The organism is Escherichia sp. WS338, from assembly GCF_046486405.1.
Taxonomy (GTDB): Bacteria; Pseudomonadota; Gammaproteobacteria; order Enterobacterales; family Enterobacteriaceae; genus Escherichia; species Escherichia coli.
On record NZ_JBJQLL010000040.1, the window covers coordinates 1 to 19472 of the forward strand.

Annotated in this window: 12 protein-coding genes and 8 pseudogenes; 12 read left to right on the forward strand and 8 right to left on the reverse strand. The window is 47.4% G+C overall.

The genetic code is table 11. From position 1 onward, the window contains the following. Window positions 1–1016: 1016 nt before the first annotated feature. Window positions 1017–2273, forward strand: coding sequence for a peptidase T (gene pepT / locus ACJHWT_RS21830; protein ID WP_000355772.1), 1257 nt, complete (start codon window positions 1017–1019; stop codon window positions 2271–2273). Continuing rightward, complete coding sequence (gene dcuC, locus ACJHWT_RS21835) at window positions 2270–3631, forward strand: C4-dicarboxylate transporter DcuC (RefSeq protein ID WP_410232359.1); 1362 nt, start codon at window positions 2270–2272, stop codon at window positions 3629–3631. Before pepT ends, dcuC begins: the two co-directional genes overlap by 4 nt. Window positions 3632–3683: 52 nt before the next feature. On the opposite strand, the pseudogene ACJHWT_RS21840 reads toward dcuC, so the two are convergent. Continuing rightward, window positions 3684–3821, reverse strand: a pseudogene (locus ACJHWT_RS21840) (RNA-guided endonuclease TnpB family protein); the annotation flags it as partial. A 455-nt stretch (window positions 3822–4276) separates the two neighbouring features. Here ACJHWT_RS21840 and ACJHWT_RS21845 point away from each other — a divergent pair. The 4 genes and pseudogenes from ACJHWT_RS21845 (at window position 4277) to ACJHWT_RS21860 (ending at window position 6278) form a co-directional block, all read left to right on the forward strand. Next, window positions 4277–4723 (forward strand): maturase, encoded by a 447-nt coding sequence (locus ACJHWT_RS21845; RefSeq protein ID WP_001333102.1) that lies wholly within the window; start codon window positions 4277–4279, stop codon window positions 4721–4723. Continuing rightward, window positions 4675–4839, forward strand: a pseudogene (locus ACJHWT_RS21850) (maturase); the annotation flags it as partial. The gene ACJHWT_RS21845 and the pseudogene ACJHWT_RS21850, both read left to right, overlap by 49 nt. A gap of 47 nt (window positions 4840–4886) precedes the next feature. After that, a pseudogene (locus ACJHWT_RS21855) lies at window positions 4887–5158 on the forward strand (hypothetical protein); the annotation flags it as partial. Between the two features lie 115 nt (window positions 5159–5273). After that, the gene (locus ACJHWT_RS21860) at window positions 5274–6278 is read left to right on the forward strand and encodes an isoaspartyl peptidase/L-asparaginase family protein (protein WP_001439114.1); all 1005 of its coding nucleotides are present in this window, start codon (window positions 5274–5276) and stop codon (window positions 6276–6278) included. Between the two features lie 337 nt (window positions 6279–6615). On the opposite strand, the gene ACJHWT_RS21865 is transcribed toward ACJHWT_RS21860, so the two are convergent. After that, the gene (locus ACJHWT_RS21865) at window positions 6616–6894 is read right to left on the reverse strand and encodes a DUF5339 domain-containing protein (protein ID WP_000849708.1); all 279 of its coding nucleotides are present in this window, start codon (window positions 6892–6894) and stop codon (window positions 6616–6618) included. Window positions 6895–7339: 445 nt separating this feature from the next. On the opposite strand from ACJHWT_RS21865, the pseudogene ACJHWT_RS21870 reads away from it, so the two are divergent. The 3 genes and pseudogenes from ACJHWT_RS21870 to ACJHWT_RS21880 form a co-directional block, all read left to right on the forward strand. Next, a pseudogene (locus ACJHWT_RS21870) lies at window positions 7340–8335 on the forward strand (IS256 family transposase); the annotation flags it as partial. Between the two features lie 45 nt (window positions 8336–8380). After that, window positions 8381–9754: pseudogene (locus tag ACJHWT_RS21875) on the forward strand (IS4 family transposase). Window positions 9755–9909: 155 nt separating this feature from the next. Further along, window positions 9910–11138, forward strand: a protein-coding gene (locus ACJHWT_RS21880; RefSeq protein ID WP_085959875.1) for an IS3 family transposase whose coding sequence is annotated in 2 segments (ribosomal slippage) — window positions 9910–10225 and window positions 10225–11138 — 1230 coding nt in all. Because the reading frame shifts where the segments join, the coding sequence is not laid out codon by codon here. Between the two features lie 108 nt (window positions 11139–11246). On the opposite strand, the gene ACJHWT_RS21885 is transcribed toward ACJHWT_RS21880, so the two are convergent. The 4 genes from ACJHWT_RS21885 to ACJHWT_RS21900 all read right to left on the reverse strand — a co-directional run bounded on the left by ACJHWT_RS21885 (window position 11247) and on the right by ACJHWT_RS21900 (window position 15548). Beyond that, window positions 11247–11960, reverse strand: a complete 714-nt coding sequence (locus ACJHWT_RS21885) for an MgtC/SapB family protein (RefSeq protein ID WP_001094740.1) — start codon at window positions 11958–11960, stop codon at window positions 11247–11249. A 63-nt stretch (window positions 11961–12023) separates the two neighbouring features. Then, window positions 12024–13007: a nucleoside hydrolase gene (locus tag ACJHWT_RS21890; RefSeq protein ID WP_001439119.1), complete on the reverse strand. Its 984-nt coding sequence runs from the start codon at window positions 13005–13007 to the stop codon at window positions 12024–12026. A gap of 10 nt (window positions 13008–13017) precedes the next feature. After that, a complete protein-coding gene (locus tag ACJHWT_RS21895; protein ID WP_000194408.1) occupies window positions 13018–14049 on the reverse strand; it encodes a LacI family DNA-binding transcriptional regulator in 1032 nt (343 codons plus the stop codon). A gap of 104 nt (window positions 14050–14153) precedes the next feature. Next, complete coding sequence (locus ACJHWT_RS21900) at window positions 14154–15548, reverse strand: MFS transporter (protein WP_001091891.1); 1395 nt, start codon at window positions 15546–15548, stop codon at window positions 14154–14156. Window positions 15549–16496: 948 nt separating this feature from the next. Here ACJHWT_RS21900 and ACJHWT_RS21905 point away from each other — a divergent pair. Further along, window positions 16497–16816: pseudogene (locus ACJHWT_RS21905) on the forward strand (transposase); the annotation flags it as partial. On the opposite strand, the gene ACJHWT_RS21910 reads toward ACJHWT_RS21905, so the two are convergent. Together ACJHWT_RS21910 and ACJHWT_RS21915 are read right to left on the reverse strand one after the other, a co-directional pair. After that, complete coding sequence (locus ACJHWT_RS21910) at window positions 16800–16934, reverse strand: GntR family transcriptional regulator (RefSeq protein WP_000706914.1); 135 nt, start codon at window positions 16932–16934, stop codon at window positions 16800–16802. The pseudogene ACJHWT_RS21905 and the gene ACJHWT_RS21910 overlap by 17 nt on opposite strands. Before the next feature lie 219 nt (window positions 16935–17153). After that, a protein-coding gene (locus tag ACJHWT_RS21915; protein WP_085967273.1) for an IS3-like element ISEc31 family transposase occupies window positions 17154–18367 on the reverse strand; the annotation gives its coding sequence in 2 pieces (ribosomal slippage) (window positions 17154–18073 and window positions 18073–18367; 1215 coding nt in all). A 27-nt stretch (window positions 18368–18394) separates the two neighbouring features. Here ACJHWT_RS21915 and ACJHWT_RS21920 point away from each other — a divergent pair. Together ACJHWT_RS21920 and tnpB are read left to right on the forward strand one after the other, a co-directional pair. After that, window positions 18395–18484, forward strand: a pseudogene (locus ACJHWT_RS21920) (molecular chaperone GroEL); the annotation flags it as partial. A 393-nt stretch (window positions 18485–18877) separates the two neighbouring features. Next, window positions 18878–19176 (forward strand): annotated as a pseudogene (gene tnpB / locus ACJHWT_RS21925) (IS66 family insertion sequence element accessory protein TnpB). Window positions 19177–19472: the final 296 nt, after the last annotated feature.

Sequence of the window (19472 nt, forward strand, 5' to 3'; positions counted from 1 at the left end):
CATAACCGAAGGCAATGATGAAGAAAGGCTCCTGACTCATTGGCATTTCAGTGATATGGAAATTATCTTTTCCACGAAGTGTCTGAACACCATAATAGCAATCATCCGGAACTTCACGCTCACCAAGGAAATCGCTTTCAATACGAGACATAATTTTCTAACTCCATTTTTCGAAAACAATGTGACAATAACAAATTGTTTTCATAAAACACTTATCCAACATTAAGAATGAATACTTATAATCACCAGATGACATAACCATTACCATCTAATGGAATATATTTAAACTAATAAGATAAACTTAAAACGTGATATCAAGCACATTTTTATAACGTTAAAATTAGTGGGTTATTTAGCAATCAAATATAACCAGTAAAAGCCCGAAATATGCAGATAACGCTGCACTAATATGATTAAGATCAAAAAAAACAATTCCGCAATCAAACTTATTATTAATGCTGATTTTTTAAATCATGATTAAGTAGAACTATTTTATAATAGCATCCCGGTTTGGTCACATCCTTCAGAAAAACAACCTGTTTACCACCATAGAAAACCTATATCTCTGCTAGGTTTTCCAGCGTTGTAGATATAGTCACTCATGGTGATTCTTATTAAGATAAGAGTTTTTACACGGGAATGTTATTGCACTTCTAATTGATAAATCTTGGAATAGAGTAGAAAACGTAATGTTTCCACTCCATCTTCCGCTTTAATGGTTTGTAATTTGAGTTAGATCATGGATTTTAACATCCATTATGATTAATTATTTTTAGATGATTTGATCACTAAATCGTCTTTCAGGGTGTAACGGCATTAATCATCACAAGCTAAAAAAACGCCATACTGTAATGGAGTCTGTATTTTATGTTCAATCATGCAAAGGCTCTTCATAATTATCATTTCTCTCTTGGAAAAATGACAGCCTGAACATAGCATAAATTCACGTTCTTCAGAGTCAGAAGGTGTTAATAAACTGTCCCTAAAATCTGGAAAATGTTGAAGAAGGCATCTCAATGGATATTGTCGAACGCTTTATCAATTATACAAAAATTAATACCACTACCTCACGAGAAAACGGCGCAAAAGGGATCATGCCTTCATCTCCTGGTCAGATGAAACTTGCGAAATTGTTGGTGAGTGAACTTGAAGCATTGGGTATGGAGGATATTATTCTCAGAGAGAATGCTATCGTAACAGCAACACTCCCTGCAAATACTGACGAAACAATCCCCGTCGTTTCCTTTTTTGGACATCTGGACACCAGTGCCGAACAGACAGCCGATACAAAAGCGCAACGATTACCTTATAATGGGGGCGATCTCTGTCTGAACCCTGAACTGAATATTTATTTGCGTGAGAGTGAATTCCCGGAGCTCAAAAATTATATTGGCGATGATCTTATAGTGACAGATGGTACCAGCCTTCTGGGGGCCGATGATAAAGCGGCGCTGGCGGCCATAATGAACGCACTTCAATTTCTGATTTCTCATCCTGAAATCAGGCATGGAGAAGTTAAAGTTGGGTTTGTGCCAGATGAAGAGCAGGGGTTACGGGGGGCCAAAGCCTTCGATGTTTCAGAGTTTGGCGCAGATTTTGGCTACACTCTGGATTGCTGCGGTATTGGAGAATTTGTTTACGAAAACTGGAATGCGGGTGATGCAGAAATTATCTTTACCGGCCAGTCTGCACACCCTATGTCAGCGAAAGGCAAGCTTAAGAACTCTCTTTTGATGGCTCACAAATTCATTTCGATGTTGCCAGGAGGAGAAGCGCCTGAATATACAGAAGGACGCGAAGGCTATTATTGGGTGAAACAGTTACAGGGAAACAGTGCCAGAACTGTACTAAAACTGGATATACGAGATTTCAGCGAGGAAGGATATCACGCCCGGAAGACATTTGTACGCCAGCTTGCAGAAAGTGCTTGTGCATTATGGGGAGAAGGAAGCGTGATCTGCCAACTGAGCGATCGGTACGCCAATGTCTTTAACAGTCTGCAGGGAGAGGGGCATTATCCCATCGACATTGCACTGCGAGCTTACCAACGATGTGGTATTACTCCGACACCGGTGGCGATGCGTGGAGGATATGATGGCGCTGTTCTTTCACAAAAAGGATTACCCTGCCCGAACATTTTTACCGGCGCACATAATTTCCATTCTATCTATGAATATCTTCCAGTCCGTTCACTTCGGGCGGCAAGTGATGTGGTTATTGCCATCATTCAGGAGACATTCAATGGGTTCACCACAGGGAATCGTGAGTCATGATTAAAGTTGTTATCGCGCTTCTTGTTATCGTGATAGTTGCTCGCTTAATCCTGAAAGGATATCGTGCAGAACCCGTGCTTTTTATTGCCGGGCTTGCGCTGATGGTTTGTACCTGGTTTACCGGTTGGGGCACAGTGTTACCGAAGGGCGTGTCCGGTACAGGAATTAGTTTTCTTGATCCTTTCGAAGTCATGCGCAATTTATTCAGTACCCGTGCGGCTGATCTCGGTCTGATGATTATGACCCTGATGGGATTTGCGCATTACATGGACCATATCGGTGCGAATGAAGCGGTTGTCCGTGTGGTAACCCGGCCATTACGGACATTACGTTCCCCCTATGTTCTGCTTTTTTTCTCTTATCTTTTCGCCAGTCTTCTTCAACTGGCTATCCCCTCAGCTACCGGACTTGCTGTTTTACTGATGGGAACCATGTTTCCTATTATGCTCGGACTCGGGCTGTCAGCAGCGTCTGCCGCAGGGGTAATTGCCACCACTCTTGGTGTGGCGTACACACCGACAGCCATTGACGCCATACGAGGCTCTGAAGCGGTAAATATGGATGTGGTGGAGTATGTTGTCTATCATCAGGGGCCTGCTGCTCTGGCGACTGTTCTGATTGTCGGTATCAGCCACTTTTTCTGGCAGAAACACTGTGATCGTAAAGCTGGAACATTACCTCATGAAATTGGTACGACAACGGTCATAAAAGCAGGCAGTACGCCGGCTTATTATGCTCTGCTACCTATGCTACCGATCCTGATGGCCGTTGGCTCATCGGAGATTTTTGTCACCGGAATTAATCTCAATATCATTACGATTGTTCTTATCTCAATGGCAATTTGCATGCTGATCGAATGGGTCCGTAAATGTGATCTGAAAGCTGTATGTGACGGGTTTACCCATTTCCTGAAAGGAATGGGGACAGCATTTACCGGCGTGGTGGGCTTACTGGTGGCCGCAGGTGTGTTTGCTCATGGGATTAAAAGCATTGGCGCGATAGATCAATTAATTTTGATGGCAGAGCACGTTGGGTTACCCCCTTTTGCGATGGGCATCGTTTTTGCTCTGGTTACACTGGCTGCAGCTGTCATTATGGGATCGGGCAATGCGCCATTTCTGGCTTTTGTTGAACTGATACCACAAATCGCTGCCAGCATGGGCGTGAATGCCATATCGATGATCCTGCCTATGCAGCAGGCTTCCCATATGGGGCGTGCGATGTCTCCCGTATCTGGCGTGGTTATAGCGGTTTCCAGTGGAGCAAATATAACTCCCTTCGAAGTGGTAAAACGCACTGCTTTACCCCTGATAGTTGGTTTTGTTTTTCACTCTGCGATTATCGGTATTTTTTATTAACTTGTTTTAGATTGTCATCCTCCACGCCCAGAAGGATGTGGATTCCTGCTAATCAGGCTATTGCCGGAATCATTTCGGTGGGCTCCTGCTTAAACAAAAGGCCTGACTGCACCATCTCTTTACAGGCAAGTACGGCGTGCCCTGCAGCTAAAATATTACGGGTGCCGTTTACATCGGCGCTCGTTGCATATGTGCGCCGGGCATGGCGCGTAGCGCCGTGACTGGCGCTGTTCTTCAACTGTGGTGGCTGAAGAACGACTAAGAGGTGAAAGTCCTCCACACACCCGGTGAGGGGAAGTGTTAGCGGAAGGCAAGGGTGTTCATCGCGAGGTGAAATCTGAAGGAAGCCGGATGCAAAATGCTGGCCTGACGAACAGGAAGCGGTTAAGGCGGCGCAGCAGGGTAAGGTGGCACAAATCACCAAAGCCCGATACTCACACGGAACGCTGTGACGTAAAGCCGACAGGCATAAGCAGGAAAGTCGCGTGAATTACCCCGGGAGATCTGTCGCCCTGCCAGTGTGCTACCGGTGCCGTGAGGCGCCGGGATGGGGCGGCAGAAGTCAGCCGACGCCGTAGTAGTGCTGCAAAACCGGCAGCATGAAGGGCCGAACATGATTAACTGTGATTAGGACATCCGAACCCGATGATGATTAATGAAGCACACGCGCAGGCAACTGCGGCCAGCGGCAGAGGAGACGGACAGTATCCGTCAGGGCTGCATGATGGCGCTGAAATCAGCACGGCGGCGGGTGGGCAAACGAAAGCGGAAGTGCCGCTGACGATGGAAGCGGTGATAACGAGAGAAAACCTGATGCTGGCTTATCAGCGCGTGGTGGAAAACAAAGGTGTGGCGGAGTTGAAACCGTGGCTGAAGAAGAACTGGCGCAGCGTATGGCAGGTATTGATTGACGGAAACTACCAGCCGCGGGCAATACGCCGGATGGATATCCCGAAGCCGGATGGCGGCGTGAGAACCTTAGGCATCCCGACGGTGGTGGACAGGCTTATCCAGCAGGCGATAGCGCAGCAGTTAAGCGCCATCGTGGACACAGCTTCTGCCGCTACGCAGACGACTGCAACATCTACGTAAGCAGCCGGAAAGCGGGCGACCATCTGCTGAAGGACATCAGGGCGTTCGTGGAGAGCAAACTGAAACAGAAGGTGAATGAGAAGAAGAGCGCGGTGGCGCGCCCGTGGGAGCGGAAGTTGTGGGCTGACAGTGACGGACCGTGCTGCTTCACCAAACGCCTTGGACGGCAGGCGGAACTTGGATCGTTACGTACTTGAAAAGTGGATCAACAAGAGGGTTCAACGAGACTGGGGAGTTATATTTCTTTCTCAAGGTCCGGCATTTATCTCTTCCACATGAAATCTCGATATAAAGTCAGACACGGATGTCCTACTGAAAGCGGGGGGAAGTATGGTGATAGAGGTCAGCGGGAACCTATCCATAAAAGTCACTCATTACACTAAAAAATATGTGCATATTATTTGCGTGCAATTAAATTTTGCAAAATCGAATTAGCATAATTTTTTTTGATAGAAGTCAAATAAACATAATGGAAAAAGTTTAAATATTTATATTGTATAAACTTCAGACAAAAGGAGGAGTTATGAATAAAATAAAAGGTATAACAGTAATGGCAGCCTTCGCATTGTGTATAGGATATGCTCACGCTGAATCTCAAACGCCAATACGCCTTGTAATTCATGGTGGAGCTGGCACCATAACAAAAGATACTATTACACCTGAACAAGAAAAACAATACAGAGAAAAGTTAACAGATGCACTAAATGCTGGGTATGCTGTGCTTAATAGTGGAGGAAGTAGCCTTGATGCTGTTCAGCGTGCAATTAATGTTATGGAGGACTCTCCCCTCTTCAATGCTGGAAAAGGCGCTGTCTTTACTCATGATGGCAAAAACGAACTTGATGCTGCAATTATGGATGGAAAAACCAAAATGGCCGGAGCCGTTGCAGGAGTGACGACCATAAAAAACCCTATAAACGCTGCTTATGCAGTTATGACTAAAAGCCCTCATGTATTAATGATCTCTAATGGTGCGGAACTATTTGCAAAAGAGCAAGGCTTAGTTATGGTTGAGCCAGCATATTTCAAAACTGATTTCCGTTGGCAACAGCTACAGAACGCTTTAAAAGACGAAAAAATAACCCTTGATCATAATGGTAAATCAGCATCTCTTTTACTCCCCCCAAAGAACTACGACTATAAATATGGAACTGTTGGAGCAGTCGCGTTGGACAAAGATGGTAATCTGGCAGCTGGAACATCAACAGGAGGTATGACAAATAAACGTTACGGACGCGTAGGTGACTCGCCAATAATTGGAGCAGGAACCTATGCCGATAATAATACCGTTGCTGTTTCTGCTACAGGTACTGGAGAAATGTTTATTAGAACTTCAACTGCATACAATATTGCTGCTCAGGTGAAATATAAAAATACACCATTGAAAGAAGCAGCTCAAAATGCGCTTGATGAAGTTAAAAACATTAATGGTAGTGGTGGTGTCATTGTTCTAGATAAGAATGGTAATTATACTATGAGTTTCAATACAGAAGGGATGTATCGTGGAACTATCGGCAACGATGGTAAAGCTATCGTATCAATTTATGAACAATAGATAAAATATTTTATACATCGTCTTGCCCTTAAGGCCCATTTTAAAAGCGGGCCTTTATTTAATAAATATTCTTAACGCCTCCTTATTTCACAGCTAAAAGAAGAGTAATTCTTAGACTCATTAACCGTCTCTCTACCGAGACGCTTACCCATATCCAGCCCGTACCCTGCAGAAATACCGCGATGTATAGCGTTTCTGTGTCATGGTGAAAAGTACAGGAGGAAATTATAAATTCTGGGAATATCCCTGGTTATAACATTTTGTAATACATTAAGTGATATCATTATTTATGATGTAAAAAGGGGCCTGCAATAGCCCCTGAAAAATCAGAAAACCTTCATTTTATACCTGCAGCGCTCATTGACTGCCGCAGTGCATCCAGTCCTTGCTTACAGGCCATATCCTGACTGGCGTCAGGTAAAGCTGCAATTTGTTTTCGGGATTGTTCATATTGCTGTTTCAGCGTATTAACCTGTGCTTCTGGTGTTCCCATTTCCTTCATCTTTGCTACAAAATTATCGATTTCTTTATAATACTCTTCACATGCCGGAGTCAGTGCTGCACTGGCTGACATACTGAATAATACTGTAGTAAGTAAGACTGTAATTGTTTTCATAAATACACTCCTTTTTTGTACAAAAACACTCAACCTTCCTGAGAAGGCCATAAAAGCAGAATGTTATTGGAATATCAGCAAAACGAGTATTCCCACTGGTTTTTTCTTGGTATCAGAATTCTGGGATATAAATCCAGTAAATGATGGAGTAAGTCCGAAAGAATATGTGGTGTGATTACGGACTACCAGTAAATATTACTGATTTCATGCCATGAAAATACTCATTATAAAAAGCGCCTGTATGCTGCTTATAAAATATCAGAATCCGATGTGTCAAAATGTGATATATATTAAAAAATAAATAAGACTGACCCAATATACCAAAAGAGGATGACAGAAGTGAAGGATAACCGTATTATTCTGGACCAGAAAGGAGCCTGTACATAGATTTGTGTAATTGCCTGATTTTGGTATGTTCAATTCACCTTCAAATGAAGGTGAATTTATGGACGACAAACAATTGGCAGGCTCTGGCTAACGAACTGGCCAAAAATCTCAAAACTCCTGAAGATCTCAGTCAGTTCGATCGCCTGCTCAAGAAAATCAAAGTTGAGGCTGCTCTCAACGCTGAACTGACTCACCATCTGGGACATGAAAAAAATCAACCCAAATCGGGAACCAACTCCCGTAATGGCTATTCCACGAAAACCGTCCCACTACCGACGGGCCGATGGAATTACGTACTCCACGTGATCGTGATGGTTCCTTCGAACCACAACTGGTGAAGAAAAATAAGACCTGCATTATCGGCATGAACAACCAGATCCTGGCGCTGTATGCCAGAGGGATGACTACTCGCGAAATTACCTCAGTCTTCAAAGAAATGTACGATGCAGACGTTTCTCCGGCGCTGATATCGAAAATCACCGATGCCGTAATCGACCAGGTTGTAGAATGGCAAAACCGTCCTCTGGATGCGATTTATCCCATTGTTTATCTTGACTGTATTGTCCTGAAAGTACGGCAGGACAGCCGGGTTATCAGCAAAGCGGTGTTCCTGGCTCTGGGTATTAACCTTGATGGTCAGAAAGAGCTGCCAGGTATGTGGCTGGCCGAAAATGAAGGTGCAAAGTTCTGGCTGAATGTACTGACGGAACTGAAAAATCGCGGCCTGAACGATATCCTTATCGCCTGCGTGGACGGCCTGAAAGGCTTCCCGGAAGCGATTAATGCCGTCTACCCGGAGACGCAGCTCCAGTTGTGCATAGTACATATGGTACGCAACAGCCTGCGGTTAGTGGCGTGGAAAGACTATAAAGCGGTAACCCGTGACCTGAAACAGGTTTACCACACAGCCACGGAAGAAGGCGCGTTGCAGGCGCTGGATGCGTTCGGGAAGGAATGGGATGCACGGTACCCGCAGATAAGTCGCAGCTGGCAGGCAAACTGGCCGAATGTTGCCACCTTCTTCGTGTACCCGGAGGCGAGCCGCAAGGTTATAATAAATAACCGTCAATACGGTGCTCCGTTAACGCTTACGTCTGTTATGGTACTTTCTGATTGTTATTCATGGGCTAACGAGCAGTTTGGACATGCCAGTCTCGGTGATCCGCGTCGTACACGACGCCTTGTGTCACTGGCCTCTTCTCTCGCTCAGCATGCAGGTCTTTCTATCGTGAAATCATCCCAGTCCACTGCTCAGGTTGAAGGTGCGTACCGCCTGATGCGTAACCCGTCAGTGTCTCCGGAAGCCATTGCCGAAGCCGGATTTACCGCCACTGCAAGGGCATGTGAGGCACATCCGCTGCTCCTCGCACTGGAAGACACCACCACCATTAGTTTCAGCCACAGTACGGCATTTGATGACCTAGGGAATACCACTACTAACCCGAAGACGCGCGGGCTGCTGGCTCACTCTGTCCTGATGTATGCCCCCGACAGCGCCCTGCCAGTCGGTCTTATCGAACAGCAGCGCTGGAGTCGGGCCACGGACACCTACGGTGTTAAGCACCAGCGAAAAGAACGTCCCTGTGAAGAAAAAGAAAGTTCTCGCTGGCAGCAGGCTTCGGAGCGTATGGCTGAACGGCTGGGGGAGATACAGAAACGGGTAATCACTGTCTGTGGCCTGGAAGCGGATATCTGGCATTACCTGCATTATAAAGTCAGCCACGGACAGCGCTTCGTGGTGCGTGCTGCACAGAATAGCCGGCAGGAAGAAGCACCCGGCAAGCTCTTCGAACTGCCGGAAGTCCTGACAACCGCATGAAGCCACATGCTGAATGTGATGTAAAAAGGCGGGCGCGCAGCCCGCCAGGCCCGGATGTTCACCAGTTACAGCGAAGTCGGCATAAAAAATCCCGACAACAGCGGCCAGGCGCTTCCGCTCACGTATGTCTGTTGCCGGGAGCAGGCAGAGGACGGTGCCTGCTGGCATCTGCTGACATCAGAAAAAGTGGCGAGTGCCGCCGATGCGCGACGTATCGTCAGCCATTACGAGCGACGCTGGTTGATAGAGGAATACCACAAGGCGTGGAAAAGTGGTGGTACATGTGTGGAATCGCTGCGTATGCAGACCCGGGATAACCTTGAGCGCATAGTGGTTATCAAGGCGTTTATCGCGGTACGGGTGCTGGGCCTGCGGCAGGGAGGTATCAGTGAAGAAACACAAAATGACAGCTGTGAGAAAATACTGTTGCCGACAGAGTGGAAACTGCTGTGGGTTAAGCTGGAAGGAAAACCGCTTCCGTCACAGACGCCGACACTGAAATGGGCCTGTCTGAAACTGGCGAAACTGAGGCGATGGCATGACAGCAAACGCACAGGTCGCCCCGGTTGTGTAGTCATGTGGGATGGCTGGTTCAGACTTCAGGATATGGTTGAGGGTTACCTGGTGATGGAGTCTCTTGATCAGGAGCTCTGATCAAGAGACAGCTAGTACAGTAGGGGGTACCATTATTTAATTCCTGCAGTACCAATTAACACAGTAGACTGGCCCCCTGAATCTCCAGACAACCAATATCACTTATTTAAGTGATAGTCTTAATACTAGTTTTTAGACTAGTCATTGGAGAGCAGATGATTGATGTCTTAGGACCGGAGAAACGCAGACGGCGTACTACACAGGAAAAGATCGCTATTGTTCAGCAGAGTTTTGAACCGGGAATGACAGTCTCCCTTGTTGCCCGGCAACACGGTGTGGCAGCCAGCCAGTTATTTCTCTGGCGCAAGCAATACCAGGAGGGAAGTCTTACTGCTGTGGCCGCAGGAGAACAGGTCGTTCCTGCCTCTGAACTTGCTGCCGCCATGAAGCAGATTAAAGAACTCCAGCGCCTGCTCGGCAAAAAAACGATGGAAAATGAACTCCTTAAAGAAGCCGTTGAATACGGGCGTGCAAAAAAGTGGATAGCGCACGCGCCCTTATTGCCCGGGGATGGGGAGTAAGCTTAGTCAGCCGTTGTCTCCGGGTGTCGCGTGCGCAGTTGCACGTCATTCTCAGACGAACCGATGACTGGAAAGATGGTCGCCGCAGCCGTCACTCAGATGATACGGATGTGCTTCTCCGTATACACCATGTTATCGGAGAGCTGCCCACATATGGTTATCGTCGGGTATGGGCGCTGCTTCGCAGACAGGCCGAACTTGATGGTATGCCTGCGATCAATGCCAAACGTATTTACCGGATCATGCGCCAGAATGCGCTGTTGCTTGAGCGAAAACCCGCTGTACCGCCATCGAAACGGGCACATACCGGCAGAGTGGCTGTGAAAGAAAGTAATCAGCGATGGTGCTCTGACGGGTTCGAGTTCCGCTGTGATAACGGAGAAAAACTGCGAGTCACGTTCGCGCTGGACTGCTGTGACCGTGAGGCACTGCACTGGGCGGTCACTACGGGCGGCTTCAACAGTGAAACAGTACAGGACGTCATGCTGGGAGCGGTGGAACGCCGTTTCGGCAACGAGCTTCCGGCGTCTCCAGTAGAGTGGCTGACGGATAATGGTTCATGCTACCGGGCTAATGAAACACGGCAGTTTGCCCGGATGTTGGGGCTTGAACCGAAGAACACGGCGGTGCGGAGTCCGGAGAGTAACGGCATAGCAGAGAGCTTCGTGAAAACGATAAAGCGTGACTACATCAGTGTCATGCCCAAACCAGACGGGTTAACGGCAGCAAAGAACCTTGCAGAGGCATTCGAGCATTATAACGAATGGCATCCGCATAGTGCACTGGGTTATCGCTCGCCACGGGAATATCTACGGCAGCAAGCCAGTAATGGGTTAAGTGATAACAGGTGTCTGGAAATATAGGGGCAAATCCACACAGAGCATTCTGCCTCTGTGAACATATGATATCCAGACTTGACTAATTGTTATTGTGAATGTTTTTATTGCTGTTTTAGCCTCTAATCGATGCTTTCAGTGTTCCAGCGCGATAGCGCAAACATGTTCAAGCTTAGAGAGTGAATGGTATAGTTCTGGTAATGTCATTTTTTTTCTAATCACGACCTTAAGGTTAACTTCTATTCTTCCCTTTTTAACATCGCGAATAGTGAACGCTTCAATAATATTTTTTTGTTGATTAATACACTCTATCAGGGCTTGTAGCCCTGATCTTTCGTCAAGAGTAACATGAACTTTTACTTTACCCGGAAATTGATTCTTAGCTTGCAAAAAGAGCACAAAATAGCTGAGTTTTATTGCAATCATGAACAAAGCAGTGGTAACCAAAGCATGCATATAAAACCCAGCACCACATGTAATTCCCACCCCAGCCGAAGCCCAAACGATAGCCGCAGTTGTTAGTCCAGATATAGCATCGTCATGGCGATGAAGGATAACACCTGCGCCGAGAAAACCTACACCGCTGATAATCTGTGCTGCCAGTCGCATCGGATCGCTACGTATATTCATCGAGATTTCAGCGTAATATTCTGCAGACTGAATCGATACAATTGTCAGAACACAACTGGCGACTGAAATAATGACGCACGTTTTAAATCCAACAGGCTTCCCTTTCGATTCTCTTTCAAGGCCAATAATGCCACCAAGGATAAACGCGACGCAAATTTTGCCCAGTGTAATAAAGAGAGATTCTTCTTCACTGAATAATAAGAAGGATAACGTATTCATATTTCCTCCGGAAAAAACTCACTCCAAACTGTGTACGAAGGTCTCCTTTTCTGCCCCATGAGGCTACGCGCCGTAGTTCTGGATATAGTGCTCTATCAGCGAAATAAGCCGCGGGTTATCGATGCTCTGCAGAATTGTGACCTGTGCACCTTTTGGTTCAGGGATCCCAATATTGAGGCGTAATGTGTCACGTCCATAGCAACAAGTCATTCCGCGTGTAATGCCTTCCAGAGATACATCCAGATAATCTTCAGCCGTTGTTGCAAGAGAGGGATCCAGTAACCAGGCAATGGTTAACACATCGTGGATCCAACACCCAGGCAGATTGCGGGTTTGCATAGAGTATGTAATCCATGGTCGAATGGTTTGTGCCAAATAACGGCTAAGCCCGTTTTCTGTTTTTGCTAGACGATCCAAATCGGCGTGAAGCATTTGGGTTTGCGTTGTCACATCCATCGGGACCAGCGTGACTGGCGCACCGCTGGTGAGCACCGCATGAGCCGCCTCAGGGTCCAGACCAAAATTTGTATCTTTCAGGTAGCCTGGAACATTGAACACGCCACCCATAACGACGATATTTTTGACCGCGTGAACAATCTGCGGGTAAAGCTGCAGGGCGATGGCTACATTAGTGAGGGGGCCGGTAGCAACCAACGTTATTTCGCCTGGATTACGACAGATGAGTTCACCTATTGCTTCAGGCGCATGGGGTTCTACCTGCTGGCACAATGCTGGAGCAGGAACATTCGACCAGAGTTGCCGTAAACCAAACTGATCGACACCATGATCCAGTTTTTCACGCCAGGGTTGCGGATCTTCCAAGAGCGCACGCGAGGCACCACGGTAGACCGCAACAGGAATATCCAATTGTGTAATGAGATCTCTAGCGACCGCATATCCCACGTCTACCGGCGTATTTCCGGCAACAGTGGTGATCATTTCCAGCGCGATTTGCGGTGCGGCAATGGCCAGCGCCAGCGCCAGACCGTCGTCGATATTAGCGCCGGGAATGCCGTTCCCCGGATCGCAGTCAATAATGATACGCATCGATTCATTTTCACTTTTTCTCGGGTTGAACTTCATGCCCTTGGCAGCCACACGACTCTCCTGTTCGTAAATAAAACTCAAATTCAACACGGCGAACTTCTCCATCCCAATTTTTCAGCATGTCAATTGCCGCACGGGCCATCTTATCGACAGGTTGTCGAACGGCGGTTAAAGAAGGGACGTTATAAGCCGATTCTTGTGTTGCGTTAAAGCAGACCAGCGCAACATCTTCAGGAACGCGCAGCCCATGTTCTGCCAAAGCGCGTAAACAGCCGAGAGCCTGTTGTTCATTTGTCGCGAACAGGGCGCGTGGCAGTTGGTGCTCAAGCATGCGTTTTGTCGCCTCGTAACCGCCGGCGCGGGTATAGTTGGTCGAAAAAATCCATGAGGGATTGACCACTAACGATGAGGCTTCCAGCGCCTGCTGCCAGCCCCGGATACGATCCTGAGTATTCAGCATTTCACGCGGGCCGCAGATGATGCCGATGTCGCGGTATCCGTGATCAATAAGATGTTGTGTTACCTGCATCGCCGCCAGTTGTTCATCAACCTGGATAACGCTGACGTTAAGCCCAGGATCCACACGATCGAGCATGACGCAGGGGGTACCGCTCTCCTGAATCAAATTGATATAAGGATGGCGATCAACACTGGTGTAGATCAGCCCGTCAACCTGGCGGTGTAGCATATTATTAATGAGTTCACGTTCACGGCAGCTACTATCGCCTGCGTCGCCCAGCAGGAGTACTTTGCCATCAGCAAAGGCTTCGTGTTGCAGGGCATGAGCCATAGAGGCGATAAACGGGTTCGAGATGTCCGGAGCGACTAGCCCATAAGTTTGCGTACTCCCTGAAGCCAGCGCACGCGCGATGCCATTGGGTCGATAACCGGTTTTCTTAATGGCCTGTAGTACACGTTGTCGGGTCGCTTCGGCAACGGGGCGCGGGCCATTATTAATAACGTAACTAACGACAGCGACGGATGTCCCTGCTTCTTTTGCCACGTCAGAACGTGTTACGCGTTGTGAATGTGATTGAGTCACGAAGCACCTACCTGATTGCGTTCAGAGTGATTTTTTCCAGACAGCATAAGGCGTTATGACCCAAAAATCTTTGGTAAAGAACGCGCATCTCACGTTCTCTGGCCTTAAATTGCATCCTCGGGTAAGTTGAGATCCCGTCCGCGAGTCTCTGGTGCAAAGAAAGTGGTCACCAGTCCAATCGCGGCCATAAAGGCGAAATAGATAGCGATTGGCCACCAGTGCCCGTAATACGAGAGTAGCGCAGAGGCGATAAGTGGTGCAGTCCCGCCAGACAGAATGGAACCGAGCTCTTTTGCAAATGCCATTTTGGTATAACGATTAGTGACACCGAAAAGCTCAACGCCCCACGCAGCCTGAACACCAAAAATACCCAGTGAAGCCAGCCCCATCCCGGTAATGATCGTCGGGATAACAATCCACGGCTCACGAGAATCCAGCAACATAAATGCCGGAAAGGCATACAGGATCAGTAACAAGCAGAACCAACGATAGATGATACGTCTACCGAATCTATCGGACAGCCAACCCGCCAGAGGAATAATGGCAAATCCCAGAACGGATGCAATAAGTACAGCTGCCGTGGGTACGGACTTATCCACCATCAGTACTTTCGCGACATAGCCAATGATAAATCCCTGAGCGAGATAAGAAGGACCATTCTCTCCTATGCGTAATCCGACCATGGTCCAGAAGGCACGGGTCCGTTTCCAGAAGCTACGACTGTCATGTTGTTGCTGTGCTTTTTCCTCACGAATAACCTTTTCTCGTTCAGCCTGCAGAAGGGCTTTTTGACGTTCAAAGACTGGTGTTTCGCGTATATGACGACGAATTAATAGAGCTGCAGCAGCAATAAGAATGCTGCAAAGAAAAGGAATACGCCATCCCCAGCTTAATAAGTCATCCTTGTCCATTTGCAGGACGATGAGCCAAACCAGCGAAGCCAGTAATGTTCCGCTGTTCGAACCCAGACCAATAACAGATGAAACCAGTCCACGTCGTTTAACGGGAGCATATTCACCAAGCATCACAGTACCGCCTGAAAGTTCCGCTCCTGCTCCCAGCCCCTGAGAAAATCGAAGGATAACCAGACATATCGGTGCCCAGACGCCTATCTGGGCGTAACTGGGGATTAATCCTATTAGCATGGTCGACATGCCCATCAATCCAATAGTGATAACCATGACAATTTTCCGACCATGTTTATCGCCTATCCAGCCGAATAGTAATGCACCAATAGGGCGGGCAATAAACCCAACAGAATAGGCGGCAAAGCTGGAAAGTAATGCCATGACGGGTGTCGCCTCCGGAAAAAAGACATCGCCAAAGATAATACCTGCGGCAAGGCCGTACAGGGCAAAATCGGCATATTCCATCGTGGTGCCTAACCAGCAGGAAACTGTTGCTCGCCAAAACTCGCGGCGTCCCTCGGAGGTTTCCAGCCGCTCCTGAGCTGCCTGTTGGTTATCTGTCAGGGAAACAGTGGATGAATGCGTGTTCATAAGAACTCCTTGATATTATCCGTCAGATATACATCACAGGTAGATATCTTTCTTAAATCTACTCATGTAGATATTGTGTTTTATTACATATAAATAAATCTACTCGCGTAGATAAACCATTCAATGGAAGTAAAATCGTGATGGAGATCACTCATAAGGTGTAAGCGCAAAGCTAACGTTGTCTGTTACCTCGCTCCTAGCGAGCTAAATTACGCTTAAAATATCAGCAATACACGAGCGCCTTGCTCATTTGAGCAGGGTGTTTTCTTTTGTCTTACATACAGTCATGACCATGAAATTAGTCAACTACTCGGGCAGCGCGTTTATGGGCCGTGAGTAACGAAGTTGGATGCAAATGTCAGATCGTGTGCGCCTGTTAGGGCGCGGCTGGTAAGAGAGCCTTATAGGCGCATTTGAAAAACCTCCGGCTATGCCGGAGGATATTTATTTTGCTACCACAGTGACAGTCACTGCTGGAAAATATACCTCTGTTCAAAACAGTCCTGTTGTGGATCCGAAAAATACACATCGCTCCCGTTATCTGTGGCTGTATGATTACCATCACTGAGTAAAAAAAATCCCCAGGATGCAGGGGACGGAAGGTAAACTATGCTGAATCTTGTCTGTTTGTTTTAATATTTATCTATCCGTCTTGCCAACGGACAAAGAAAAAATAACACGACGCAGAACAAAAGAAAATATTATTTTCATATCTTCCGGAAGACTATGGCCTCTTCCAGATAATTACCTTATGGTTGGCATCAATCAATGATTCACTCTCGTTCTGCCTCGGAACTCTATATGGATGTACAATCATATAATGTTCTAATATTCACGAGATGTGAATAAACAAATCCACTTAAGAAACGGGGGGGTATTTAATTAATAACTAAGTGAAGCGCCCCGGAAATCTTGGAGACTAAATTCCCTGAGAAAGAGGTAAACAGGATGGCTAAAAATACTCGTTTTTCCCCCGAAGTCCGTCAACGGACAGTTCGTATGGTTCTGGAAAATCAGGGCGAATATGACTCCCAATGGGCAGCAATTTGTTCCATCGTCCCAAAGATTGGCTGTACACCGGAGACTCTGCGTGTCTGGTGTACAACCAGCATGAGTGGGATACCGGGGGCGGTGATGGTGGACTCACCACCGCTGAACGTCAGCGTCTGAAAGACGCTGGAGCGTGAAAATCGTGAACTGCGCCACAGTAACGATATCCTTCGCCAAGCTCTTATTTTGCGAAGGCGGAGTTCAACCACCCCTGGAAACTGTTGCCAGTTCATTTTCGCCAGGCAGCACGCTACCTGCTGGCAGTTCGCCGCACAGGATGCGCTCGGCAAGATGCTGAGTAACAGATTCGGAGAGACTAGTCTGCACAATTTTCATTGCATTTCCTAGCTAAAAAACGTCACAGTGATGAGCCATATAATAAGCTAAATAACAGCAAACTTACTAATTGTGAAGCAGGTGAACTCCACCCCCTAGTCAGTTCTTATCGTTGCTGGATACCCTCAAAGCAGTGTAATGCTATCCAGAATAGGCATGCTTAAGGAAGAGCTCAAGGGTAGAACCCCGACTTCGGCATCGCAGAGGATACTGTAGTGGTCAAGTAATACTGGCCACGGTTTTACAGTAAAAATGATATCTGTTCTCTGACTCTTCCGGCGTCAGCCCTCCGTTATAATGGTGAGGCCTGACGCTATTGTAATAATTCAGAATATAACTGCTGATTTGCTGCCGGGCCACGTCTTTGCCTGTGTAGCCATCGGTTGGCACCCATTCTGTTTTCAGACTGCGGAAGAAGCGTTCCATTGGACTGTTATCCCAGCAGTTTCCCCGTCGGCTGACACTTTGCTTTATCCTGTAACGCCAGAGAAGTTGTTGATATTTCAGTCCTGTATATTGACTTCCCTGGTCGCTATGGAACATGACGTCCCGCGGCTGACCACGCACCTCATACGCCATCCGCAGGGCACTGCTTATCAGGGCAGTATCGGCATTCGCTGACAGGCTCCAGCCGATAACCCTGCGGGCAAAAAGATCCATGACGACCGCCAGATAGCACCAGCGATTTCCTGCCCAGATATACGTAATATCTCCGCACCATACCCTATCTGGCTCGGGCACAGCGAACTGGCGCTCAAGCAGATTCGGCAGGCAGGTATGTTCCTGACGAGCATTTTTGTACTGATGTTTTCCGGGCTGACAACTGCTCAGGTTCAGATATTTCATCAGACGCCCGGCACGGTAACGGCTCATCGGGACGCCGTTTTGGGTCAGCATTTCAGCCAGCGTGCGCGCCCCCGCAGAGCCCCTACTTTGGTTCCACGCCCGGCGTATTTCGCTGCACAACCTGACTCGCGCCGGATTAACCGTATCGCGTCGTTTTCGCCAGTACCGGTAACTACTGCGGTGTATTTCCAGAGCAGAACAGAGGCTGACAACTGAGTGGCTGTCACTCAGTCTGGCAACTATCGTGAACCGTTCAGCGAGTCGGACATCAAGAGCGCGGTAGCCTTTTTTAATATCGTATTGTGTTCCTCCAGGCGGTGAACCTGCTTTTCCAGTTCGCGGATACGTTGCTGGTCTGGAGTAATAGGTGTGGCAAAGGGCGCAATCCCCTGACGCTCTCGCCTGAGCTGGCGCACCCAACTCTCAAGCGTGGTAGAACCGACATTCATCGCTTCACTGGCTTGTCGATATGAGTAGCCCTTATCAACAATTAGCTGTGCACATTCCAGCCTGAATTCAGGGGTGAAAGTACGTTTGGTTTTCTTGTTCATTAAGTCACCTGTTTTGTGTTGTGGTGAGGATATCACCTTTAATCAGGTGGCCAAATTTACTGTGCCACTACAAAAACATCTCTGGATTTTAGCTCATATATTATTGAGGCAATAAAAGAGAAGTTTGAACGAGACGACGCAATAGTTCAATAACTTGCTGGATACCTAAAGGATGTCTGATGTGTGCCAATAAAATACTTTATGGGGATCCTTAGTGTATCTGATGAATTTCCATCAGACATCCTAGATGGAGGAAACAGGACTATAGACGCTCTACCTTATTCTCCTGAACCTGTGTTGTTTCGCGGCGTCTTCCTGTAACGACTACTTCTGACGCTGGCGTTAAATTATTACCTGTTGAGATAACGCCGAATGAACAGAAAAATACGATGATGTCTATTGCTCCATCTTTATCCATTTCCCCCCATAACACAGTCAGTGTCAGTTCCTGTAAGGTTGAGTTCCGTCTCAGTAACATGATGTGTTGGAAAATCCTTCACCAGAGCTGCTCAAGGTGTTAATCCGTGAGTTAGCCAGGAGGAGACGATGATCTCACTACCATCCGGTACCCGTATCTGCCTCATTGCCGGGGTAGCTGATATGCGTAAATCCTTCAACGGACTGGGAAAACAGGGTCAACATGTGCTGAATTATAATCCCTTCTTCGGCCACCTGTTTATCTTCCGAGGCCGACGGGGTGACACTGTTAAAATATTCTGGGCTGATGGTCTGTGTCTTTTCACCAAGCGCCAGGAGGAAGGCAATTTATCTGGCTTGCGGTACGTGACGGCGGGGTATCCTTTACCCGCCCGCAGCTGGCAATGCTCCTTAGTAAGCTGGGCTAGCGTCAGCCAAAAACATCACGCCTTAACGCGCTGACAATGTGGTAAAAATATCATAGCCGGATTATAAAAACGGTCATGAATCAGAACTACCTCATTCGCATCGCTGACGCTGGAAAAGCTGCTGTCTGAGTAATAAGTCGTTGAAAGCATACTCTTCTTTCCCTCCTGTTTAGCGCCTGATATCCCTTTTCCATTTCTGCCCGACGCATGTCATTTTTTTATGCATTGTTCTTTTTGCGATCTAAATTGTAGTACAGCAATATAAGCTTGTACTACATTACGCACACAGCAAACGC